The organism is Bacillus sp. JJ1562 (assembly GCF_036962705.1).
Classification (GTDB): Bacteria; Bacillota; Bacilli; order Bacillales; family Bacillaceae_L; genus Ferdinandcohnia.
The window spans coordinates 1-22,269 of record NZ_JBALOQ010000045.1; the positions used below are offsets into that span (position 1 = coordinate 1).

Genomic DNA, 22,269 nt, shown 5'->3' on the forward strand with positions numbered 1-22,269 from the left:
ACAGTTGTTAAAATTCTATAATTTTTATATAAAATTGGAGGAAAGCATAATGGGTAAATTAGACGGTAAAGTAGCGATTATTACAGGGGCAGCACAAGGTATGGGTGCTATGCATGCTCGTAAATTCGTGGAAGAAGGCGCGAAAGTAGCGATTACAGACCTTAATTTTGAAGGTGCGCAAAACCTAGCCGATGAATTAGGAGAAAACGCAATCGCTCTTAAATTAGATGTTGCTAGTGAAGAGAACTGGCTAGAAGTTGTATCAAAAACAGAAGAAACATTTGGTCCGATCAATGTGTTAGTAAATAACGCAGGAATTGGTATCTTTAAAACTTTAGAAGAACTAACTGTTAAAGACTTCGAATTAACATTTAAGGTAGACGAGCTTGGAGTATTCTTAGGAATGCAAAAAGTACTTCCTTCTATGAAAAAAGCTGGCGTAGGTTCTATTGTTAACATTTCATCCGTAGATGGTTTGGTAAGTGCGCCAACGGCTATTGCTTATAGTGCTTCTAAACATGCTGTAACTGGTATGACGAAAGGTGCAGCTACTGAGCTTGGGCAATATAACATCCGTGTTAATTCTGTACATCCAGGAATAATCAAAACACCTATGGCTGACCAACCAGATGTTGAAGAATATCTGAAGCAACTTGAACAAGATATTCCACTAAGAAGAAGAGCAGAAGTAGAAGAAGTATCTAATTTAGTTGTATACCTTGCTTCTGATGATTCAAGCTATTCAACTGGAGCTCAATTTGTAGTAGATGGCGGAATGATTTCCGACCTATAATAGATATAAAAAGACTCATGGTTATGATAGAAATTATTGAATTATTAAGATAGGGAAAAGAAAAATTAGTATCGTTTACTTATTCCGTTAACGGATCCTTAGTTCCATAAAAACTAATTTTTTATTAATTGGTCTATTTTTATATTAAGAAAGCACCACAATATTGCGGTGCTTTTTTAATGTTATTTTTGATGTTTTTTGAATAGTTATTTTAACTTTTGTACCCCAAAATAGAACCCGTTAGGCTAATCAGCTTTTTTTATTATTTAGGCAATTTTTTTATATGAATTTAATTAAGATAAGGTAATAAGGCCTTAAACTAAAGAGCTAGAAGTTATAATAGGATAAAGATTCCCATCAATTGCGAAAGAAACTTTTCCTGTCTCTTCTGAAACAATTAGCACAAGCGCATCGCTCCGTTCTGTTAGTCCAATCCCTGCACGGTGACGGGTACCTAGTTTCTTTTCTCCTGCATTCACATCAGATAAAGGTAAAACATTTGCAGCGGAAAAAATATGATTTGAACGAACAAGTACAGCTCCATCATGGAGTGGATTACCTGGGAAAAAGATTGACTCCAATAATGAAGATGTAAGATTTGCTCCAATAAAGGTTCCTGGAGTTATATAGGGGTTTATTAGATCTTTACGTTCAATTACGATTAAAGCTCCATGCCTAAGACTTGATAGATGTTGTATGGAGGTAGAAAGATCTAAAAACTTATCTGTAAAAGGAGATAAATAACAATTTAAGTAAAATGAAGATGCCACAGTTTCTATTTCTTCAAATTTTTGTTTAAGTTCTTCAATGCTACCTAACAGACAGTTATTTTCATTCTCTAACGCTAAGGTTATAGAATCTATTTCTTTTGATACATTTCGTAAGCCTTTAACAATTTGTTGTTTAAGTGGTGAAAAGTCACAGTTAGGTTGGTTCAATAGATATCCCTCACCATCATATATAATAAAATAAAGCGGGTAAATACGTAACAATCACCCACTGAATGAAATTTTACTTTATTTTACTTATGCTAAATTCCCCTAAGACTCCATCTGGTCCAATAGATCAAATAAATAAGGTGGAAGAAATAGTTCAATATGCCACTACCGTTATCCTAGTTCAAAAATCATGTTAGGAATTCCTCACACATAAATGCTCCTTTAAAAGTTTATTTGTTAATAATAATTTTCCTTTATTCATTAAAAGTTATTCGAAAACTAAAATAATAAAAAATAGGAGAAAAAAGGGATTATAATGGCTAAATTTAAATAAGTTATTGACACATGACTATTTATGTAATATTATTACCTTGAAATCAAGATACTTTAATTAAAGGTTTTCTTAGGAGGTGTAAGTGTGGGAAGAAAATGCACAAATCAACCGTTTTTGATTTTAATGCAGACATCGAGAGCGCTCCAAGAAAGAATTAGAGATGAAATGTTGAAAAACAACTTAAGCATAACTGAGTTTTCTGTACTAGAGGTACTTTTTCATAAAGGTATACAAACCATTCAACAAATTGGTAAGAGTGTATTGATAACAAGTGGGTCAATGACATATATAATAGATAAATTAGAACAAAAAGGATTACTAAAGCGAAGTGCTTGTCCAGATGATCGACGTGCTATACATGTATCGTTGACCGATGCTGGAAGTGAAATAATGAATAAAATTATGCCTGAGCATGAGGATTATGTTGATAGTATTTTTGATTCACTAAATTCTCAGGAGGTAGATATTCTGGTAGGCCTATTGAAAAGGGTAAAAGATAGGGTGGAAAATTAAAGTTAATATCGTAGTTGTGTTTTTTTTTGATAAAATATCTTGATATAGAGATACTTAAATTAAAGATTAAATATGTTGCTTGAATGCTTTTACTTATTAAGTGAAAGCTGAAAGTAATTTTTAAAATATAAAAACCACAAATAGGGGTGAGACAAAAATGAGTAAAAAAACAATGGGGATTCACCACATTACAGCAATAGTGGGTCATCCACAAGAGAATATAGATTTTTATGCAGGTGTTTTAGGATTACGTTTAGTTAAGCAGACTGTAAATTTTGATGATCCAGGAACATATCATTTATATTTCGGAGATGAAGGTGGAAAACCGGGAACAATTATTACATTTTTCCCTTGGGTAGGTGCCTATCGAGGAAAAATTGGTGATGGTCAAGTAGGTATTACTTCTTATGCTGTCCCTAAAGGAGCGCTGGATTTCTGGGGATCAAGATTAGAAAAGTTTAATATTCCTTACACTAAAATTAATCGATTTGGAGAAACATATTTGGAATTTGATGATCCACATGGACTTCACCTTGAAATAGTCGAGAGAGAAGAAGGGGAGTTTAATACTTGGACATTCGGAGATGTAACGCCCGAAGTTGCAATAAAAGGTTTTGGTGGGGCAACTTTATTTTCATCTCATCCCGATAAAACGGCAGAATTACTGGAAAAAGTAATGGGCCTTGTATATGTAGATAAGGAAGGAGATTTTGTCCGTTATCGTTCTTCTGCTGACATTGGAAATATTATTGACCTAAAGGTGGTTCCAACTGGAAAAGGACAAATGGGTGTTGGAACAGTTCACCACATCGCATGGAGAGCAATTGATGACAATGATCAATTGGATTGGCAAAAATACGTTGCAGAAAATGGATATGGGGTAACTCCTGTACAAGATAGAAATTATTTTAACGCGATTTACTTTAGAGAGCACGGAGAAATTCTATTTGAAATTGCAACAGATCCTCCTGGATTTGCTCATGATGAATCTCATGAAACAATGGGGCAACAATTAATGTTACCTGCACAGTATGAACAATATCGAGAGCAGCTCGAACGTAGTTTAATTCCTATTAAGGTGAGAGAATTAGATTAAGAGGGGTCACGGGGACAGGTATGTTGTCCCACAATTTTAGGAAAAAAGTTTAAGGACGAGGGACCTGTCCCTCTGTCCCTAATGAATGGAGTGAATGAGATGCAAAAAACATCTGGTATCCATCATATAACAGCAATGGTCAACGATGCCCAAAGAAATATTGATTTTTATGCAGGTGTACTTGGGCTTAGGCTTGTCAAGAAAACCATAAATTTTGATCGCCCAGAAGTCTATCATCTTTATTTTGGAAATGAAACTGGAGAGCCAGGAACTGTTATAACCTTTTTTCCATGGCCCAAACAGCTAAAAGGTCGAATTGGTATGGGACAAGTAGGGGTTACAAGCTACTCAATTCCTCCCGGATCGCTACAATTTTGGGAAGAACGATTGCGGAAATTCGGTATTGAGTTCACGTCTTCCATTCGCTTTGGAGAAAGCTATATAACATTCAGTGATCCAGACGGTCTTTTACTTGAATTAGTAGAAAGAAGTGAGGGACCAATCAATAATTGGAGTTTCGGCGGGATTAAAACGGAGAATGCTATTAAAGGCTTTGCTGGAGCAACCTTAATCTCCGCACAACCCAATAAGACTGCTGAAGTTCTTGAGAATGTTTTAGGTCTTACATGCATTGGTGACGAAGAGGGTTTTCTACGATTCAAGTCAGATGCCTTACTTGGAAATGTCATAGATATTAAGTTGACTCCTTCAGTTAGGGGCCTTATGGGAGCAGGAACGGTTCACCATATCGCATGGAGAGCAAAGGATGAAGAGGATCTTCTCAGATGGAGAAATCTTCTTCAAGAGAAAGGGTATCACCCAACAGAAGTACGGGATCGAAATTATTTCAAAGCTGTATATTTTCATGAAGAGGGAGGGATCCTCTTCGAAATAGCAACTGACCCACCAGGGTTTGCAGTAGATGAGAATAAAAATGAACTTGGTCAAAAACTCATGCTGCCGTCATGGTTAGAGTCAAAACGAGAGGAATTAGAAGAAAGCTTACCTCCTGTTGAGGTTCGCGTATTGGAAGGAGATAAATGATGAAGCACATATTTAATAAGGGGACAAATCCAGAAAAGCCGACTTTGCTATTGCTTCACGGTACGGGAGGAAATGAATTAGATTTATTACCCCTTGCAGGAAGAATTGATGATGAGGCATCCGTATTAAGTGTTCGAGGAAATGTTTTAGAAAATGGTATGCCTCGATTTTTCAGAAGATTAGCTGAAGGAGTTTTTGATGAAGAAGATCTTATTTTCCGAACAAAAGAATTGAATGGGTTTCTTGATGAAGCAGCTAAAAAATATGGTTTTGATCGAAATAATATCCTTGCAATTGGATATTCAAATGGAGCAAATATAGGGGCTAGTCTTTTATTTCATTATCAAAATGCATTAAAAGGGGCAATTCTTCATCATCCAATGGTTCCTCGCAAAGGAATTGAACTTCCAGACTTAACTGGAAGATCAGTATTTATTGCTGCTGGAACAAATGATCCAATTTGCTCGCCAATGGAATCAGCTGAATTAAAATCTATGCTAGAAGAAGCAAATGCAAACGTAGAAATTCATTGGGAAAATAGAGGTCATCAGTTGACAGCAACAGAAGTTGAAGCTGCTGCACAATGGTATAAAAAGTTATAAACAAAAGATAATTTATGGAGGAAGACGAAATGGTACAAAAAAACGAAATTGGGGCACTTATTTTACGAGTTACATTGGGTATAATCTTTTTCATACATGGGTTAGTAAAATTCCAAGGAGGAATTGAAAATACTGTCGGATGGTTTGAGAGTATTAATATCCCTGGATTTATGGCATACGTAGTTGCTTTATTTGAAATAATCGGAGGTATTGCGCTAATCATTGGATTTGCTACTAGACTTGTATCTATATTAGTTGCTTTATTAATGGTCGGAGCAACAATTACGGCTAAACTTCCAGTTGGTTTACTAGGGAATGGCCAAATGGCAGGATATGAATTAGACTTAGCATTTTTAGCAATGGCTGTTTATCTTGCGATTAATGGAAGTAAACTATTATCAATAGGTCACTTGCTATTCAATGAGAATTCAGATGAGATAAAAAGAGCTGCTTAAAACCTTATTGATAGTAGGTGGAAATTGACAGTTAGAGATTTTTGATATAAATTAATCTTGAAATCAAGATATATAGAGGTGAGATAAATGATTCAAATATATCCAGCGGTATCTCGCTACTCAGTTAAAAATGATTGGTTAGAGAGCAATCTTAGTTTTTCATTTGGTGAATACTATGATGAGGAAAATATCCAATTTGGTCCATTACGTGTTTTTAATGATGATACAGTACAAGCAGGAAAAGGATTTGGGATCCATCCGCATAGGGAAGCGGAAATTGTATCGATTGTATTGCATGGTCAACTAAAACATGAGGATAGTCTAGGAAATAGTGGGATAATACAATTTGGAAATGTTCAGCGTATGACTGCTGGAACAGGTTTACTCCACTCTGAAATGAACGCTTCTTTAGAAGCAGAAGTTAGCTTTTTACAGCTATGGTTTAAATCTACCGAAAAACAATTACCACCTTCCTATGAGGATATTACTTTTAATCCTGATGATATGAGGAATAAGTTGTTACCTATCGTTTCTTCAACTCCAACCAATGGAGCTGCGAAGATTCATAGTGATGTTACCTTATACTTATCCAAATTAGATGCAGAAGAAGAGATCTTCTATCAACAAGAGCAAGGAAGAAAGATGTATGTTTTTGTGATTGATGGGGAGCTTATTTTAAACAATGATGTTGTAGTTGGAAAAAGAGACAGTGCACGTGTCACTGAACTAAATGAACTTACTTTAAAATCAACAAAAGAGACCTTCTTTATATTGATAGATTTGGGCGGTGTTTAAAATGATATTGATTCGTCATTCGATTGGAAGCCGACTTTTTTATCAAACAGATGAATATGAGATTCATCCAGACCAAGATAAGTGGGTCATTTCTATGAAAATATCCGATGAAGATGCCAAAGAAATCATCGAATTTAAAGAGGAATTAAATCTATTTGATGTGGGGGAAAACCAAAAGACTTGGTATTATACATCAGATGGTAATGTTGAATTTAATAAGGAAAAGCGCATAGTTACGATCATTGCAGATCATAAAACAGTATATCCGGTTTAATAAACGGTATACCACGGAGTCGAAAAACGATAAATGGTATACCGCAAACGTGTTAATCGGTATCATACTAGGTAGTCTTAACAAGAATCTATTTCAAAGAAAACAGCAAATAATGTAGCATCATTCTTTCTCAACCCGAAGGTTTTTCCGGTATTTCTCCGGTAGACCTTCGGGTTTTTTATGCCAAATAATAATACCAATCTATAATCCTGCAATAATATACTATATCCCATGAAATTTTTAGGTGTATATTAAAATGAGAACGCTAAAAAAGGAGTTTTCATCATGGATATTACATCGTTTATCATATACTGTTTTATCGTAACTTTTACAACTAGATTCCTTATGTAGTTTTTAAATCCAAAAGTAGTTTTATTCACACTGACTGTCATTCCTAGTTATGTATTGCCCTATTATACCGACATACCTGCTGTGTCATTGAGTGTTATAATGATAACAATTATTGGATTTTTGGCTTTTATCACCTGGGTTCTTTTCGGTGCAATCTTTAAGCAGTTTTTACAGAGGCATAAAAAGATTGTGAATATAGTAATGGCATTAAGTAACGATTGATTTCAGGGGGAGTTTACATTGAATTTAAAAACTGGAGATATCATTCGATTTAAGCGGACATTTACGAAAGAAGATGTTGGAATATTTACAAAAATATCAATGGATGAAGGGGATCACCATACAAACCCTGATGAACTCGGAAGACTTGTTGTCCAAGGGTTGCTTACTGCTACCTTACCAACTAAGGTTGGTGGAGATTACAATGTGCTCGCTCGTACAATGAATTTTGAATTTTTTAGACCTGTCTTTACTGGAGATACCATCAGTTGTGAGGTAACAATTGAAAGATTGGAAAAGAAAGATAATAATCGAACATCTATTTTGGCAACTTTCTCTTGTACAAATCAAAATGAGAAACAAGTTTTGAGCGGAAACTTTGCGGGGGTAATATTAGGTTAACTGACACACAGGATCTGATTTGGATGTGGTTCTAAAAACTAGTAAAGGAGTAATATTTTAAAATGACCGTAAAAATAAAAAAATGCAGCCTTGAAGATTTACATATACTCCAAGAAACAAGTATTGAAACATTTAACGATACATTTAATAATCAGAATTCACCAGAAAGTATGAAAGCGTATTTGGAAAAGGCATTTAACTTAAACCAGTTAGAAAAAGAATTGACCACTATTTCTTCGCAATTCTTTTTTGTTTATTTTAATCATGAAGTCGCTGGATATTTGAAGGTCAATATCAATGATGTTCAGTCAGAAGAAATGGGTAATGAATCACTTGAAATCGAGAGGATTTATGTAAAGAACAAATTTCAAAAACATGGGCTTGGTAAAGTCTTGTTCAATAAAGCGTTGGAGATTGCGATAGAACTTAAAAAAGAGAAAATCTGGCTAGGCGTATGGGAAAAAATGAGAATGCTCTGGCCTTTTATAAGAAAATGGGGTTTGTTCAAACTGGAGCCCACTCTTTTTACATGGGGGATGAAGAACAAACGGATTTCATCATGATGAAAACACTCATATAGCATGTTGAAAGGTGAGATCACTATGTATATACCTAAACATTTTAAAATCAACGATGAAGATACGATTTATGATTTTATTAAAAAGTATAGCTTTGCGACATTATTTTCTCAGCATAATGGAGAACCCTATGCGACTCATCTTCCATTAACATTAAAAAAGAGCGAAAATGCTTTATATGGTCATTTTGCACGTCCGAATGAACAATGGAAGGATGCCCAGAACCAACAAGTTCTTGCTATTTTTCAAGGACCACATAGTTATATTTCTCCTTCTTGGTACGAAACAATGAACGCGGTACCTACCTGGAATTATGTTGCTATCCATGTATATGGAAAGATGGAGATTATCGAAGATCAAAATATAATATTAGATTCTTTAAATGACATGGTGGAAAAATATGAAAGTCCGGATAGTCCATACAAATTAAGTGATGTAGACCCTAGTTTTATCGAAGGAATGAGTAAAGGAATAGTAGCCTTTAAAATAAACATCACAAAAATTGAAGCAAAAGCTAAATTAAGTCAAAATCATCCTGTTGAACGGCAAGAGCTAGTTATTAAGCATTTGGAAAATACATCTATTCAAGATAATAAACAAGTGGCAGCTCTTATGAAGAAAAATTTAAAAAGATAATAGATATTTGACTTTTAAAGCCTAATTTCAGATGAAAATTAGGCTTATTTTTTATCGATTATGTCAAAAATATAATTGACTAGACACCAATTGGTAGCATATAATTGTGACACTAACTGGTGTCCAATTAACAAGGGAGAAGGGGCTATTGAACGAGAAAAATCAAGAGCGTGATGTTTATGTAGCCATCGCTGACCCAACAAGACGTAAATTGCTACGCTTGTTGGCGGAGGAAGAGGAGTTACCTCTCTACAAGCTAACTGCTCAATTTCAAATGGGTCGAACTGCTGTATCGAAACATTTGGCTATCCTCAAAGAAGCTGGTTTAGTTGATGACCGAAAAGTTGGTCGAGAAACAAGGTATCGAATAAATGCAACTCCATTAAGAGAAATTAAAGATTGGGTATCCTTTTACGAGAAATTTTGGACCGACAACATAACAATTTTAAGAAGTATATTAGAGGAGGATAAATAATGGCAGAGGTTTCATTAGATTTTAAATTTAAAAGTTCAATCAATAAGGTGTGGGATTCACTAACAGATTCGGACACACTCGCAAAATGGATTATGGAAAATGATTTTAAACCAGTCGTAGGACATAAATGTCAATTCAAAAACCCACAGTGGAATTTAATTGTCAATTGTGAAGTATTAGTAGTGGACGAGCCTTACAAGTTATCCTACACCTGGGTGGGTGGTCCGATCGATACTGTAGTCACATGGACATTGAAAGAGGAAGATGGAACAACCTACCTACATCTTGAACAAACTGGTTTCGATAAAGAAGATCAAGCGTTCAACGGTGCGAAATATGGTTGGACAGGTAAGGTCGACGAACTTAAAAAAGTATTAGGTGAATTATAAGAACAAATTTTAGGAGGGCACAACATGGAAGCTTTTGCTGAATTTTTAGCAGGGATTGATGACCCAAATCACCTAGAAAGAGTGGAAGAAGTGTTTACTTGGATAAAAAATAAATATCCAAATTTAAAGACAGAAATTAAATGGAATCAACCGATGTTTACAGATCATGGCACATATATTATCGGCTTTAGTGTATCTAAAAAACACTTAGCTGTCGCCCCTGAAAATGTTACCATTTCCTTTCTAGAGGGTGAGATTGTGAAAGCAGGTTATGACTACACAAAGGGGATGATTCGTATCCCATGGAAGGATCCAGTTGATTATGCACTACTCGGGAAAATGATTGATTTTAATATTTCGGATAAGGTCGACTGTACCACTTTTTGGCGAAAATAGACAAGATTGGTCCTTAAAGAATTAAGAGGGCTATTTTAGGGAATTAAAGGAGTAACGATATGAGTTTTATTAAAGATGCAATTGCAATATTTAAAAAGAGAGATTTAGTATTTTTAGAAAGCTACAAAGAATCAGAGGATGTATATACTTTTCTTTTTGAAAAAGAAAAAGGCGTAACCTGGAAAGCAGGGCAACATGGTTTATTTACGATTACTCATAAGAAAATAAAAAACGCTATAAGACCATTCACTATAGCGTCTGCTCCCACAGAGAATGTTATTCGGTTAACAATACGAATTAGTGAGAACCCAAGCGATTTTAAGAAAGCGATGTTGGAATTAAAGCAGGGTATGACTGTGAAAATGAGTGGACCAGTAGGGAATTTTTATTTCAACGATAACAGTCCTTCACTTCTGGTTGCAGGCGGAATTGGAATTACACCATTTCGGGCGATGTTAAAACAAATAGAAACTGAAGGGAATGGAGACGGGAAACAAATACACCTACTCTATATGGATAGCAAAAAGTCATTTATCTATAAAGATGAGCTTGATGCGATTGCAAACAATCCTTCAATAAGTGTAACTTACCTTGATTCAAGGGATGATCTACATCAGGAGATAGATAAGTTTACAACCTTAAATAAGGACAATGGAAAATACTTTATTGCAGGTCCAAAGTCAATGGTAGATTCGATATCTACTAATTTACAAAATCAAAATGTTTCAAAGCGGAATATTAAAAAGGATGCCTTTTTTGGGTATTAATATTTATTTATAAATCAAGTTGGTTCTATTAAGGGACCAACTTTTTTCTTTACCTAAGCCCAACCATTTTCTAAATTTTGGTTGTTTGCATAAATTTTGTGTGATATATTATTTGCGTTACTTATTAAAGGTGTTTAATAAGTTTTTATTCAACACTTATTAAAATGATTTAATAAGTTGATTTTATAGGTGGTGACTCTAGTGAATTCTACTCCAAAATCTATGAATAAGGGTATCCTCCCTAGTATTCGGAAATCCCTTTTAGAACTTGGAAGTGCGACCAAAGTAGAACTTAGCGATCGATTAGGAATAAGTTTCCCTACAATCAGTAAATTCCTGTCACAGATGGAAAGGGAAGGTGAACTTATTTCAGCTGGTCTTGATGATTCGAGTGGTGGAAGAAGGGCGAAAAGATATACATACAATCCGGAATATATGCTAGGCCTTGCTATTTTCTTAGAGAGGACAGAGACTCATTATGCTATTTTTAATTGCATGGGCGAAGTAAAGAAACAAGGAATAGCCTCGAGTGTATTAATAGATGATGGTTTAAACCTTTTGAATACGTGCATTGAAAACATCTTAACTAAGTATCCAAAAATTAGTTCTATAGCAATCGGCGTTCCTGGGGCAGTCGATAATGGTCGAATTTTTTATATACCAGGATACGAGCAGTTTCAGAATTTTGATTTAAAAGGATACTATGAGGAACGTTTTGCTATACCAGTCGTAGTAGAGAACGATATGAACGCTGCTGTTCTTGGCTATAACAATAATCGAGGAATTAAGAATCAGCAATCTCTTATCTATTTGTACTCCGGTCATAATGGTCCAGGTGCTGGAATTATGATAAACGGAAATGTTGTAAGAGGAAGTACTTTTTTCTCTGGAGAGGTTTCATTCGTCCCTCAGTATGATGATCGAAATTTTGGGCGGGCTTTGGAAAGTGATAATGGATCTAAGAAACAACTAAAATATGACAAACAGATTGATGCAATTAGCAGATTAATAGCATCGTTTGTAGCGATCATCAATCCTCATACCATTATTTTTTGCAATGATGAGGTCGAGAAAGCCATATTGGCCAAAATTGCCATAGGTAGTTCAAAATACATCCCTTCAAAACATCTTCCAAACCTTACAATAAGCGATTGGAAACAGGATTATTTATATGGATTACAAAGTCTTGGAATTGACCTGATGATGAGCGAAACGAGTAAGTAAAACCATTATTAAAAGCGAGGTTTAAATATGACAACGATTCTTTTAATCATCATATATTTAGCTTTTATCAGCCTAGGTCTGCCTGATTCATTGTTAGGGGCAGCGTGGCCTGTGATGCAACCGGATTTGGGTGCTCCACTTGAGACAGCTGGGTTCCTTTTTATGACGATTGCAGGCGGTACCATTATTTCAAGTTTAGTGAGTGGGAAAGTATTAAAGCGGTACGGAACAGGCAAGGTCACATTTGTCAGTGTCTTAATGACCGCTTGTGCTTTACTAGGATTTCATTTTGCTCCATCGGTTGGTTGGCTTGTTGTATGCGCGATCCCACTTGGATTAGGAGCAGGAGCGGTTGATGCAGGATTAAACGATTATGTGGCTACACATTATAAGGCCCACCATATGAGTTGGCTACATTGTTTTTGGGGAGTTGGAGCTACTCTCGGTCCTATCATTATGGCTCAGTTTATTGCAGAAGGAAACTTTTGGAGAAATGGATATTTTGTTATTTCTGGCATTCAATTCGCATTAGTATTCATCCTTCTTTTTACTTTGCCTTTATGGAATAGGGTGAATAAAAAAAGCATTATTGCTTTAGATGAATATCAGGATTCAGCCCAAGATGTATCTGGTGATGTAGAGGCGAATGATGTCAAACCTTTACAAATTAAAGGAGTTAAATTTGCTCTCGCCTCTTTCTTGTTTTATTGTGCGGTTGAAGCAACAGTGGGGCTTTGGGGAAGTAGTTTCTTAGTAAATGTCAAAGGGTTAAGTGCGTCAACTGCTGCACAGTGGGTTTCCTTATATTACGCAGGAATCACAATTGGTCGATTGATAACAGGCTTTGTTACTTTTAAAATGACTAATCGTACGCTGATTCGAGCTGGGCAGATAATCGCATTAACTGGTGCTATTATTCTATTTTTACCATTGCCAACTACTTTCTCACTTGTAGGTTTTATTATTGTTGGGCTGGGATTGGCACCGATATTTCCGTGTATGCTACATGAAACTCCGGCACGCTTTGGGAAAAAACATTCTCAGACGATCATGGGCTACCAAATGGCCGTTGCGTATACTGGTACCACCTTCATGCCACCACTCCTTGGTTTCATAGCGTCTCATTCAACAATAGGCATTTTCCCTGTTTGTATCGTTCTTTTTGTTGCAGCTATGCTACTAAGTTCGGAAAAATTAAATGGCATATTGAAACATAAGATTCTCCTAAACAGAGGGGATACTGTTTCAAAAATAATGTAGTCACTCCTAGCACAAGCTATTGAAAAGGAGATTGAAAAAAATGAAAACTGAAAAAGAAAAAATGTTGAACGGTGAACTATATAACGCAGCAGACCCGGAATTACTGAGAGATAGAATGAACGCGAGAAGGTTAACTAGATTATTTAATGAATCGCTTGAAACGGATGACAACAAGAGAACGGAATTATTAAAGGAACTGTTTGGTTCCACTGGGAAAAATCTATACGTAGAGCCTACATTACGTTGTGACTATGGCTACAACATACATGTTGGCGAAAATTTCTATGCCAATTTTGATTGTGTCCTTCTAGATGTTTGTGAAATTCGAATAGGCGATAACTGTTTTATTGCACCGGGAGTCCACATTTATACAGCAACCCATCCATTAAATGCACAAGAAAGAATATCGGGTGCAGAATTTGGAATTCCAGTCACAATTGGTCATAATGTTTGGATTGGTGGGAAAGCCATTATAAATCCAGGTGTCAAAATAGGTAATAATGTTGTAGTCGCTTCGGGTTCGGTCGTAACAAAAGATGTTCCGGATAACGTTGTAGTGGGAGGAAACCCAGCAAGAATCATTAAACAAATAGAAACATGAAACAAAAGAAGCAAGGGCAGTCGCCCTTGCTTCTACTTTTGCCTTAAATCACACGTGCTGAAATAATTCCGTTAATTTGCTTGATTTGTTCTAGTAAACTAGGTACGATTTCACCGTTCACTTTATTATCGATGTCAATCATCGTATAGGCGTATTCGCCGCGACTTCTGTTAACCATGTCAGCGATATTTAACTCGTAATTTGAGATGGCGGATGTGATTTGACCAACCATGTTAGGTACATTTTTATGGAAGGCTGTTACACGTGTTTTTCCTGTATAAGGTAAAGACGCGTTAGGAAAATTCACTGAGTTTTTAATATTTCCAGTCTCCAAGAATTCCTTTGTCTGACGAGCTGCCATAATTGCACAGTTTTCTTCAGATTCATTTGTTGAAGCGCCAAGATGTGGTGTGCAAATGGTATTCTTCATTTTTAATACATTTTCATTAGGGAAATCTGTCATATAATTTCCAACGATACCATCTTCAAGTGCAACTGCCATGTCGATTTCGTTCACAAGCTCTCCACGTGAGAAGTTGATAATGTGAACGCCAGGCTTCATGTTGCTGAATGCTTCTTTATTAAACATTCCTTTTGTATCATTGGTTAACGGGACGTGTACGGTAATATAGTCAGACTCCGCAAACAGTTGTTCAAGTGACATTGCACGCCCGATATTACGTGATAAGTTCCAGGCTGTATCAACAGAGATGAATGGATCAAATCCGATTACATCCATATCTAGATCGAGTGCATCATTTGCAACAAGTGCACCAATTGCACCTAGTCCGATAACCCCTAAAGTTTTACCTTTGATTTCTTTTCCGACAAATTGCTTTTTTCCTTTTTCAACAAGTGCCGGTATTTGATCGCCTTTATCTTCTAATGTTTTCGTCCAAGAAATACCTGCGAAAAGATTACGGGATGTAGCCATTAAAGCAGTTAATACCATTTCTTTTACAGCGTTTGCGTTGGCTCCTGGTGTATTAAAAACAACTATCCCATTTTCAGTGCATTTTTGGATTGGAATGTTATTAACACCTACACCTGCACGAGCGATTGATTTTAACTGATCGCCGAACTCAAGGTCATTCATATTGAAGCTACGAACCACAATTGCATCGGGGTTCTCACTTTGATTATCGATTGTAAAGTGATCATGCTTGAACACCTTTAATCCGCTTTCGGCAATATTATTTAATGTTTTAATCGTTTTTACTTGGTTTTCAATAAGTGTACTCATCTCGTCTACCTCTTTCTGTGAACATAGATTTTAAGTATAGAAAACTTACAATATACGAATTACTGCGGTCTGGTCTGTCGAAAATTAAACAGAAAGAGGCAAGGGACTTTCCCTTACCTCTGCCCAGGCGAACGGCTCCGACACTATATGCTCCCTCGCGGTTTTCCGCGTGCGCCAGTCACATATAGTCTTTTTGATTTGTTAGTATGATACCAAGTTTTTTGATATATTTCAAGTTTTAATTAATTTAAAAATTTAGGAAAGTGTACGGTACCTCGAATCAATTTTACGGAGTATTTACAATTATTTTACGGAAACTTAAGAAGATTTCATTTAAACATAAAATACAATTAAGAGAGAAATAGAGAATCCGTGAGTACTTCTTGTGGCAGTTTAGTAATGAAGGAAAAAAATAATAAGGGGTGGCTTGATGGACACTTTTTCACATGTCGTAATTGGTCTAGGCATTGGTGCTCTAGCTCAGATTGATCCTGTTGTCTCTGAGAATCAAAATTTATCACAGGCAATCCTCTTAGGAACGGTTATAGGTTCAAATGCACCTGATTTTGATTTTATCTACCGTTTGAGAGGAAAAGGGAATTACTTCCGTCATCACAGGGGTCTGTCTCATTCCCTTCCAGTTCTTCCATTATGGGCTATTCTTGTTTCAGGAATATTGTACCCACTCATTTCAGGGACTGATTTCTTTCATCTATTTTTTTGGACTTTTTTAGCGGTAATTTTGCATGTTCTATTTGATTTATTCAATGTCCATGGTACCCAAATTGTAAGGCCATTTTCCCAAAAGTGGGTTGCCTTTGACGCGGTCCCTTTAATTGATCCCTTTATTCTTACGCTTCATTTTTTAGGATTTGGGTTACTCTTTTACTATCAACCTGGTATTACTTTTTTGACCATATATGCATTTGTTTTTCTATATTTGGGGGTTCGCACCTATTCAACTGTAGCAGCAAAAAGGCATTTAAACGACTATTTCATCAATGCAGTCCGCATTAAACTTGTTCCTCGTATCAGCTTATCAAGATGGGATGTCATCATTGAAACGAAGGAAAACTTCTTATTTGGCACCTATTCAGAAAAAACTCTGGAAATAGAACACACGCATTCCAAAAAGGTCAATTTTCCTAGCTTAGTTTCAGAAAGTCAAAAGGATCAGTCTATTTCGGATTTTCTATCTTGTGCAACGTATGCATATCCATTTGTGGTTGTTAGAAAAAACGGCTATTTTGTTTATTGGAAGGATCTTCGTTTTCGTACTAATAAATTTTTTCCTTACCTTGCGATTCAATTTATCTCACCAGATCTCAAATGTAAAAATAGCTATATTGGAAAAGTAAGTTCATTAAGACATTATAAAAAGGTGATACGAAGCTTAACCGATCCTTCCCAATCTAAAAAATGAAAGAGTGCTGTCCAAAAAAATAATTTCAGACAGCACTCTTATTGAATTATTTGATGTTGAGGTTTTTTACGTTTTCAATGATATAGTCCGCAGTCCGGGCAGCAAGTGCCATTACAGTATTCGTAGGGTTTCCTCCTCCTGATGTAACAAATAGGCTTGCACTATTAATAAATAGATTTGGAATATCGTGAGTTTGTCCGAATGAGTTTGTAACTGATGTTTCTGGATTGTCTCCCATGCGGCATCCACCCATAAGATGAGCCGTATCTTCTGTAACAAATTCTGGAGTGCCTCCTGCTGCCTTGATGATGTCTTTCATCTTAGTAACGGCATGTGCAATCAAGCGATTATCATTGTCTCCGTAAGTAAAAGTGACATCCGGTAGAGGCAATCCATACTCGTCCTTTTCCTCCGAAAGGGTAATTCGGTTTGTTGGATTAGGGAGAACCTCGCCAACGAGAGTGACTCTTCCGTAAAAATTATAATCAAGCATAGTTTTACGCAGCGCCGCTCCCCAAAGCTTGCCCGATTTTGAAATTCCTTTAGCCATTTCCACTGGACGTGATCCATGCGCATGTAAAGTATAACCTCTAGCAAAACCACGACTTGGGTCGGTTTCATAAAAATCCTGCGTTGTTGCCAAAACAGGAGTACCTTTATAAAGTCGAATTTCCTCAGGGAATTTACCATATACATCTTGACTGCTATGTACCATAAATGCCTTACCAACCCAACCGCTAGAGTTCGCAAGACCATCAGGGAACTGTGCATTAGCGGAATTCAGTAGTAATCTTGGTGTTTCCACGACGAAATTAGACAGGATTACGATGCGTGCTTTTTGCTCAAACGTTTGCCCATCATGAACAAATGTAACTCCGGTTACCTGGCCATTTTTATTTGTGTTTACTTGTGTGACCATACTGTCAGAAATCACTTCAGCACCGTACTGAATTGCTTTAGGTATATGATGAACCAACGTACTAAATTTTGCATTTGGCATGCATCCTTGATTACAAAACCCTCGATTAATACAGGGTGGCCGACCGTCAAAAGGCGCCGAATTAATAGCGAGAGGAGGGACCACACTTCTGATACCTAACTTCTCACATCCAATCCGAAACATCTCTGCGTTTGCACTAATTGGTTCACGACCAGGGTAAGGGTAAGGACCGTTGAATGAACCCCAAGGAAATTCCTTTGGTCCAGATACAGCAATTTCTTTTTCTATTTTACTATAGTAGGGCTCAAGATCCCGATAATTTATTGGCCAATCATCACCTACACCATCCACTGTTTTTGTACGAAAATCACTTTCGTGAAATCGCAAAAAAACACCTGTAAAATGAGTCGTACCTCCTCCTACACCCCGTCCCGAGTTGTTATGCCCCATTTGTAATGGATTCCCGCCACTCACAATTCGAGTATCCTGCCATCCAAGGTGGGTCATAGATAATTCATCACTGGCAAAGTCTGTTTGTGGATTCCAAAATGGCCCAGCTTCAATGACTACGACCTTTAGTCCGGCTTTACTTAACTCATATGCAAGTACACCACCTGCCGCTCCTGCCCCAACAATACAAACATCTGCATCCTCTTTATATTTTCGTTTATTAAGGTGGTCATGACGATGTCCGTGGTAATGATCAACATTATGTTTAACAGGATCCCGGTTATTGGTCATTTTTTTTCGCCTCCCATGGGTCTGTTAGTCCCAATTCAGAACGGACATAGCCCCGCGGGTAAGCTGGCCCAGCGTAGCCAATTTCCGACCAGATGGTGGGGTGAGAATAATAAGCCGCAGTTGTTTCACTCGTGATTTTTTCCATAAAGTCCTTAACTGGAATAGTTTTCAGATTGGATTTCAGATGTATTTTTTCTTGTAATAAGTCACTAACAACATCTTTTTTCGTTCCATCTGTTAATAAATCAAATAAACTGCCATATTGTTTTTTACAAACCTGATCAAGCAAGGCAAGTCCGTCACGAATAAGAACAGATTGTTTGGGGACTCCGACCTTACGTTGCGATTCACCGATACTCGCCTGTAATGTCGAATCAAAGTGATGAACAACAAAAGCAATTACTGAATCTCGATCATCATCAAGCAAAATTGAGCAAAGTTGGGTTAAGGTATTTGCTTCTTGCTTCGTTAAATATTGAAGTGGATAAAATGACTGGGTTTGGATTCGTTTGCCCACGATTTCCTGAGTATGAGAATCCCAATGCTTTTCTTCGTCCATAACATTAAAATCTGGATAATGAACCTGATATTCTGTCATTTGTTTACCCCCAATGTAATGCGATTAAACCCAACAGGCTAACGGCTGTAACCAATGATGGGAGTGTTAGCGGAGGGCCGATTAGGAAATTACGTAATTTATAGCCGTCCACACGTTTTCCAACGCCTTTGATATGCATAAATGAGCCAAATAAACCCGCTAATATCCCGATTGATAATAACCAGGTTAGTAGGGTGAGCAACCAATTTGGATTATAAAAAGAATAAAGAACCAAGCATATGCCAAAAAGTGGTGTGGCAAGCACAGGAATCCACATCGACCAATGCCGAAAGTTTTGCCGATAATGAAATAACGTAACCTGTACGAAAATAACGAGAAATAATAATCCCATTGCAACAATTAAAACACGATCTAATGGCCATCCACTCCAGCCCATACAATCACCATCCACTTAAGTTTATTATTTCCATTATTTGTTTGGTTTACGGTTTCTATTCAAGGATAATATGCCATTATTTTTGTCATACTACATAAAAATGTGTAGGGGGGTGCGGCAATTGTCTGAACCAGAAATTCGATTGGATAGCATACAAAAAAGGCAACAGTCCTCATATACCGTGGCGGAAGTAATCTTAGAACAACTCCGAATTTGGGGTGTGAAGCGAATTTATGGGGTAATAGGAGATGCCATCTTCAGTCTGATGGATGCTATCGCAAAACAAAAAACGATAAAGTTTATTGCTGTTAAGCATGAGTCTGTTGCAGCAATGATGGCCTCGGCTGAAGCTAAATGCACTGGAGGTCTCGGCGTTTGTGTTTCGCAGATGGGTCCGGGTTTGGCTAATTTAATCAATGGACTTGGGGATGCCTATTTGGATGCTTTTCCCGTCTTAGCCATAACAGGGCAGGCACCAATAAATAAAATTGGTACATCTTATAAACAGTTTATTAATCAACAAGAATTGGTTCAGGCAATCACAAGTTACAGTGAATTAATTGTACATCTTGATGCTGTAATTGACTCTTTGACAAAAGCAATACATACATCTTTTGAAATGGAGACCGTTTCTCATATTAGTATACCGCTAGACATTTTTTCGATGTCAACGCTTGTCCAACCTAATGGAGCAACACATAAATCCACAATAAGCATATGTCCAAAACAGCTAGAACAAGGAATTCATGTCATGCGTACAGCAGAGAATCCTATGATTTTAGTTGGAACCAGTTCAGCTTCCTTAATGCTAGATATTCAAGAATTGGCGAAGCTTTGGGGTAGCGGTATAGCCATGGGATATGGCGTAATTGGAATCCTACCTGACTCATTTCCTTATGGATTAGGAGTTATAGGTGAAGGAGGAAATCCTTTTCTAACTGATTTGTTTAAACAAGCCGACGTAGTATTGGCGATTGGGGCGTCGTGGTGGCCTGAAGGGCAAACCCCGACAAATGCAACTGTCATACAAGTTCAGGACAAACAAATAAAGCTTGGAAACGGAATGCCATCGGATTATAGCGTTATTGGAGATATGAAAGAAATAGTTAAACAACTAATTAGTAAATTAGAACCTTATGAAAGGAATCAAAATTGGATCCATCAAATTATTCAATGTAAACAAACTTGGTCAATTCGAAACGAAAAAGAGGGAGAAAAACCAGGGTATCCAATTTATCCTTCACGTACCATTAGGGCCATCGAAAGATCAATCAACCCAGACACGATCATAGCGTTGGACGAAGGGGATTCAACTCTTTGGTTTATGAGGAACTTTCGTGCCGGGTGTGAGCGTGTTCTTCTTTCCAATCAATGGCGGACAATGGGATTTGGACTGCCAGCAGCCATAGCCGCTAAATTATGTATGCCGACTAAACAAGTTGTTTGTATTACAGGAGACGGTGGACTTGCAATGGTATTAGCCGATTTGCTAACCGTAGTACGATACCAACTTCAAATTACCCTTATTGTCTTTAATAATGGAACACTACAAATGGAACGGAACAAAATGGAGCTGAAGGGGCTCACTCCGGAAGGGACAGAATTAACGAACCCCGATTTCGTAAAGCTTGCCAAAGCGTGTGGATGGGATGCTTATAGAATTCAATCCGAAGATGAATTAGACAAGCTATTAAAAACGGCTCTTCAAAGTAATAATCCTGTATTGCTAGATGTTCCTACGGCACAAGACGAGTATCCAAACTATCCAAAATCCTAAAAGGAGATAAAAAATAATGACCAATATGTCAACACCTTTTCCACCTTATCCACCTCAACACCAAAATCAGCAGCCGGGCATTGAATCATTGATGAATCCAAGACCTGTATACGATAACCCGAATTATTTAGGCAGTGGAAAATTGAAAGATAAAGTTGCGATTATTACCGGCGGAGATAGCGGTCAAGGTCGAGCAATTGCCGTAGCTTTTGCTAAAGAAGGTGCAGATGTCGGCATTGTCTATCTGAATGAACATAGTGATGCGGAGGAAACAAAACAAGTAGTTGAGCAGAAAGGTCGGCGTTGTCTTACCTTTGCGGGAGATATAGGAAATGAAAATTTTTGTAAACAAGTTGTGGAGGATACGCTCAAAGAATTTGGCAAATTAGATATCCTTGTAAATAATGCAGCGGAACAACATGTACAATCTGGACTTGAATTTATCACTACAGAACAAATGGAAAAAACGTTCAAAACAAATTTTTATTCAATTTTTTATTTAACGAAAGCCGCTTTGCCTCATTTGAAACGAGGAAGTGCAATTATCAATGCTGCTTCTTTGACCGCTTATGAAGGAAACGAACAGTTAATTGACTATTCCGCAACCAAGGGGGCAATTGTAGCTTTTACACGTTCATTATCGAAATCACTTCATGTAAAAGGGATTCGGGTCAATGGTGTGTGTCCTGGTAATATTTGGACGCCGTTAATTCCTGCTTCATTCCCTGCCGAGCAAGTTGCAAACTGGGGGATGAAGGCACCGATGAAACGAGCCGGTCAGCCCCAAGAAGTTGCGCCAGCCTATGTCTTTTTAGCGTCAGAGGATTCCTCATATATGTCCGGGCAATTTCTGCATATAAATGGCGGAGTAGTCATTAATGGATAGCTCCCCCAAGGGGAAAGGCACCTTTTTTCTTGAATTATTTAGCATTATACGCTGTCCCTTTATTTATTCCTTTTCATATGAAAATGTCCGCCCTGTTTCGAAATGGTTGATAGGGTAGAGCT

25 protein-coding genes, 1 pseudogene and 1 riboswitch are annotated in these 22,269 nt (G+C 37.1%); of the genes and pseudogenes, 21 read left to right on the plus strand and 5 right to left on the minus strand.

Annotated features, from left to right (window positions below; genetic code table 11):
* Positions 1 to 49 precede the first annotated feature (49 nt).
* Entirely contained in the window at positions 50 to 793 is a 744-nt protein-coding gene (locus tag V7097_RS21255; RefSeq protein WP_335705643.1) for an SDR family NAD(P)-dependent oxidoreductase, read from the plus strand.
* 314 nt (positions 794 to 1,107) lie between these two features.
* On the opposite strand, the gene cdaS is transcribed toward V7097_RS21255, so the two are convergent.
* Complete coding sequence (cdaS, locus tag V7097_RS21260) at positions 1,108 to 1,731, minus strand: sporulation-specific diadenylate cyclase CdaS (protein WP_335705644.1); 624 nt, start codon at positions 1,729 to 1,731, stop codon at positions 1,108 to 1,110.
* Between the two features lie 418 nt (positions 1,732 to 2,149).
* Between cdaS and V7097_RS21265 the strand changes: the two genes are divergently transcribed.
* From V7097_RS21265 to V7097_RS21345, 17 genes and pseudogenes are all read left to right on the plus strand, one after another.
* A complete protein-coding gene (locus V7097_RS21265) occupies positions 2,150 to 2,578 on the plus strand; it encodes a MarR family winged helix-turn-helix transcriptional regulator (RefSeq protein ID WP_335705645.1) in 429 nt (142 codons plus the stop codon).
* Between the two features lie 157 nt (positions 2,579 to 2,735).
* The gene (locus tag V7097_RS21270; RefSeq protein WP_335705646.1) at positions 2,736 to 3,674 is read left to right on the plus strand and encodes a ring-cleaving dioxygenase; all 939 of its coding nucleotides are present in this window, start codon (positions 2,736 to 2,738) and stop codon (positions 3,672 to 3,674) included.
* A 99-nt stretch (positions 3,675 to 3,773) separates the two neighbouring features.
* The gene (locus tag V7097_RS21275) at positions 3,774 to 4,718 is read left to right on the plus strand and encodes a ring-cleaving dioxygenase (RefSeq protein WP_335705647.1); all 945 of its coding nucleotides are present in this window, start codon (positions 3,774 to 3,776) and stop codon (positions 4,716 to 4,718) included.
* Entirely contained in the window at positions 4,715 to 5,320 is a 606-nt protein-coding gene (locus tag V7097_RS21280) for an alpha/beta hydrolase (RefSeq protein ID WP_335705648.1), read from the plus strand. Before V7097_RS21275 ends, V7097_RS21280 begins: the two co-directional genes overlap by 4 nt.
* A 29-nt stretch (positions 5,321 to 5,349) precedes the next feature.
* Complete coding sequence (locus tag V7097_RS21285; protein ID WP_335705649.1) at positions 5,350 to 5,775, plus strand: DoxX family protein; 426 nt, start codon at positions 5,350 to 5,352, stop codon at positions 5,773 to 5,775.
* Between the two features lie 87 nt (positions 5,776 to 5,862).
* On the plus strand, positions 5,863 to 6,570 hold the full coding sequence (locus tag V7097_RS21290; RefSeq protein WP_335705650.1) for a pirin family protein: 708 nt from the start codon (positions 5,863 to 5,865) through the stop codon (positions 6,568 to 6,570).
* Position 6,571: 1 nt separating this feature from the next.
* A complete protein-coding gene (locus V7097_RS21295; RefSeq protein WP_335705651.1) occupies positions 6,572 to 6,844 on the plus strand; it encodes a hypothetical protein in 273 nt (90 codons plus the stop codon).
* Between the two features lie 591 nt (positions 6,845 to 7,435).
* Entirely contained in the window at positions 7,436 to 7,816 is a 381-nt protein-coding gene (locus V7097_RS21300) for an FAS1-like dehydratase domain-containing protein (protein ID WP_335705652.1), read from the plus strand.
* Between the two features lie 62 nt (positions 7,817 to 7,878).
* A pseudogene (locus V7097_RS21305) lies at positions 7,879 to 8,396 on the plus strand (GNAT family N-acetyltransferase).
* A 22-nt stretch (positions 8,397 to 8,418) separates the two neighbouring features.
* Positions 8,419 to 9,030 (plus strand): FMN-binding negative transcriptional regulator, encoded by a 612-nt coding sequence (locus V7097_RS21310; protein ID WP_335705653.1) that lies wholly within the window; start codon positions 8,419 to 8,421, stop codon positions 9,028 to 9,030.
* 148 nt (positions 9,031 to 9,178) lie between these two features.
* Positions 9,179 to 9,505, plus strand: a complete 327-nt coding sequence (locus tag V7097_RS21315; protein ID WP_335705654.1) for an ArsR/SmtB family transcription factor — start codon at positions 9,179 to 9,181, stop codon at positions 9,503 to 9,505.
* A complete protein-coding gene (locus tag V7097_RS21320) occupies positions 9,505 to 9,894 on the plus strand; it encodes an SRPBCC family protein (protein ID WP_335705655.1) in 390 nt (129 codons plus the stop codon). Before V7097_RS21315 ends, V7097_RS21320 begins: the two co-directional genes overlap by 1 nt.
* A 24-nt stretch (positions 9,895 to 9,918) precedes the next feature.
* Positions 9,919 to 10,290 carry an iron chaperone gene (locus tag V7097_RS21325; RefSeq protein ID WP_335705656.1) on the plus strand — a complete coding sequence of 124 codons (372 nt, stop codon included), beginning with the start codon at positions 9,919 to 9,921 and terminating at the stop codon, positions 10,288 to 10,290.
* Positions 10,291 to 10,349: 59 nt separating this feature from the next.
* Positions 10,350 to 11,057 carry an FAD-dependent oxidoreductase gene (locus tag V7097_RS21330; RefSeq protein ID WP_335705657.1) on the plus strand — a complete coding sequence of 236 codons (708 nt, stop codon included), beginning with the start codon at positions 10,350 to 10,352 and terminating at the stop codon, positions 11,055 to 11,057.
* 222 nt (positions 11,058 to 11,279) lie between these two features.
* Entirely contained in the window at positions 11,280 to 12,281 is a 1,002-nt protein-coding gene (locus V7097_RS21335; RefSeq protein ID WP_438824267.1) for an ROK family protein, read from the plus strand.
* A gap of 27 nt (positions 12,282 to 12,308) precedes the next feature.
* The gene (locus V7097_RS21340; protein WP_335705659.1) at positions 12,309 to 13,541 is read left to right on the plus strand and encodes an MFS transporter; all 1,233 of its coding nucleotides are present in this window, start codon (positions 12,309 to 12,311) and stop codon (positions 13,539 to 13,541) included.
* Between the two features lie 40 nt (positions 13,542 to 13,581).
* Positions 13,582 to 14,142, plus strand: a complete 561-nt coding sequence (locus V7097_RS21345) for a sugar O-acetyltransferase (protein ID WP_335705660.1) — start codon at positions 13,582 to 13,584, stop codon at positions 14,140 to 14,142.
* A 43-nt stretch (positions 14,143 to 14,185) separates the two neighbouring features.
* Here V7097_RS21345 and V7097_RS21350 read toward each other — a convergent pair whose 3' ends face one another.
* A complete protein-coding gene (locus V7097_RS21350; protein ID WP_335705661.1) occupies positions 14,186 to 15,385 on the minus strand; it encodes a phosphoglycerate dehydrogenase in 1,200 nt (399 codons plus the stop codon).
* Between the two features lie 114 nt (positions 15,386 to 15,499).
* Positions 15,500 to 15,577, minus strand: a riboswitch (ZMP/ZTP riboswitch).
* Positions 15,578 to 15,815: 238 nt separating this feature from the next.
* On the opposite strand from V7097_RS21350, the gene V7097_RS21355 reads away from it, so the two are divergent.
* Entirely contained in the window at positions 15,816 to 16,808 is a 993-nt protein-coding gene (locus tag V7097_RS21355) for a metal-dependent hydrolase (RefSeq protein WP_335705662.1), read from the plus strand.
* Positions 16,809 to 16,854: 46 nt separating this feature from the next.
* Here V7097_RS21355 and V7097_RS21360 read toward each other — a convergent pair whose 3' ends face one another.
* Genes V7097_RS21360 through V7097_RS21370 form a run of 3 tightly spaced genes read right to left on the minus strand, consistent with a single transcriptional unit; the run spans position 16,855 to position 19,484 of the window.
* Complete coding sequence (locus V7097_RS21360) at positions 16,855 to 18,489, minus strand: GMC family oxidoreductase (protein ID WP_335705663.1); 1,635 nt, start codon at positions 18,487 to 18,489, stop codon at positions 16,855 to 16,857.
* Positions 18,479 to 19,087 carry a gluconate 2-dehydrogenase subunit 3 family protein gene (locus V7097_RS21365; RefSeq protein WP_335705664.1) on the minus strand — a complete coding sequence of 203 codons (609 nt, stop codon included), beginning with the start codon at positions 19,085 to 19,087 and terminating at the stop codon, positions 18,479 to 18,481. Before V7097_RS21365 ends, V7097_RS21360 begins: the two co-directional genes overlap by 11 nt.
* Before the next feature lie 4 nt (positions 19,088 to 19,091).
* On the minus strand, positions 19,092 to 19,484 hold the full coding sequence (locus V7097_RS21370) for a hypothetical protein (protein WP_335705665.1): 393 nt from the start codon (positions 19,482 to 19,484) through the stop codon (positions 19,092 to 19,094).
* Between the two features lie 121 nt (positions 19,485 to 19,605).
* Here V7097_RS21370 and V7097_RS21375 point away from each other — a divergent pair, with 121 nt between their 5' ends.
* Both V7097_RS21375 and V7097_RS21380 read left to right on the plus strand, forming a co-directional pair.
* Positions 19,606 to 21,261, plus strand: coding sequence for a thiamine pyrophosphate-binding protein (locus V7097_RS21375; protein ID WP_335705666.1), 1,656 nt, complete (start codon positions 19,606 to 19,608; stop codon positions 21,259 to 21,261).
* Between the two features lie 16 nt (positions 21,262 to 21,277).
* The gene (locus V7097_RS21380) at positions 21,278 to 22,147 is read left to right on the plus strand and encodes an SDR family oxidoreductase (protein ID WP_335705667.1); all 870 of its coding nucleotides are present in this window, start codon (positions 21,278 to 21,280) and stop codon (positions 22,145 to 22,147) included.
* Positions 22,148 to 22,269 lie beyond the last annotated feature (122 nt).

Coding starts and splice junctions, on each gene's coding strand:
- V7097_RS21255 (WP_335705643.1), top strand. CDS start 50: ATGGGTAAATTAGACGGTAAAGTAGCGATTATTACAGGGGCAGCACAA.
- V7097_RS21270 (WP_335705646.1), top strand. CDS start 2,736: ATGAGTAAAAAAACAATGGGGATTCACCACATTACAGCAATAGTGGGT.
- V7097_RS21275 (WP_335705647.1), top strand. CDS start 3,774: ATGCAAAAAACATCTGGTATCCATCATATAACAGCAATGGTCAACGAT.
- V7097_RS21280 (WP_335705648.1), top strand. CDS start 4,715: ATGATGAAGCACATATTTAATAAGGGGACAAATCCAGAAAAGCCGACT.
- V7097_RS21285 (WP_335705649.1), top strand. CDS start 5,350: ATGGTACAAAAAAACGAAATTGGGGCACTTATTTTACGAGTTACATTG.
- V7097_RS21290 (WP_335705650.1), top strand. CDS start 5,863: ATGATTCAAATATATCCAGCGGTATCTCGCTACTCAGTTAAAAATGAT.
- V7097_RS21295 (WP_335705651.1), top strand. CDS start 6,572: ATGATATTGATTCGTCATTCGATTGGAAGCCGACTTTTTTATCAAACA.
- V7097_RS21310 (WP_335705653.1), top strand. CDS start 8,419: ATGTATATACCTAAACATTTTAAAATCAACGATGAAGATACGATTTAT.
- V7097_RS21320 (WP_335705655.1), top strand. CDS start 9,505: ATGGCAGAGGTTTCATTAGATTTTAAATTTAAAAGTTCAATCAATAAG.
- V7097_RS21325 (WP_335705656.1), top strand. CDS start 9,919: ATGGAAGCTTTTGCTGAATTTTTAGCAGGGATTGATGACCCAAATCAC.
- V7097_RS21330 (WP_335705657.1), top strand. CDS start 10,350: ATGAGTTTTATTAAAGATGCAATTGCAATATTTAAAAAGAGAGATTTA.
- V7097_RS21335 (WP_438824267.1), top strand. CDS start 11,280: ATGAATAAGGGTATCCTCCCTAGTATTCGGAAATCCCTTTTAGAACTT.
- V7097_RS21340 (WP_335705659.1), top strand. CDS start 12,309: ATGACAACGATTCTTTTAATCATCATATATTTAGCTTTTATCAGCCTA.
- V7097_RS21345 (WP_335705660.1), top strand. CDS start 13,582: ATGAAAACTGAAAAAGAAAAAATGTTGAACGGTGAACTATATAACGCA.
- V7097_RS21350 (WP_335705661.1), bottom strand. CDS start 15,385: ATGAGTACACTTATTGAAAACCAAGTAAAAACGATTAAAACATTAAAT.
- V7097_RS21355 (WP_335705662.1), top strand. CDS start 15,816: ATGGACACTTTTTCACATGTCGTAATTGGTCTAGGCATTGGTGCTCTA.
- V7097_RS21360 (WP_335705663.1), bottom strand. CDS start 18,489: ATGACCAATAACCGGGATCCTGTTAAACATAATGTTGATCATTACCAC.
- V7097_RS21365 (WP_335705664.1), bottom strand. CDS start 19,087: ATGACAGAATATCAGGTTCATTATCCAGATTTTAATGTTATGGACGAA.
- V7097_RS21370 (WP_335705665.1), bottom strand. CDS start 19,484: ATGGGCTGGAGTGGATGGCCATTAGATCGTGTTTTAATTGTTGCAATG.
- V7097_RS21380 (WP_335705667.1), top strand. CDS start 21,278: ATGACCAATATGTCAACACCTTTTCCACCTTATCCACCTCAACACCAA.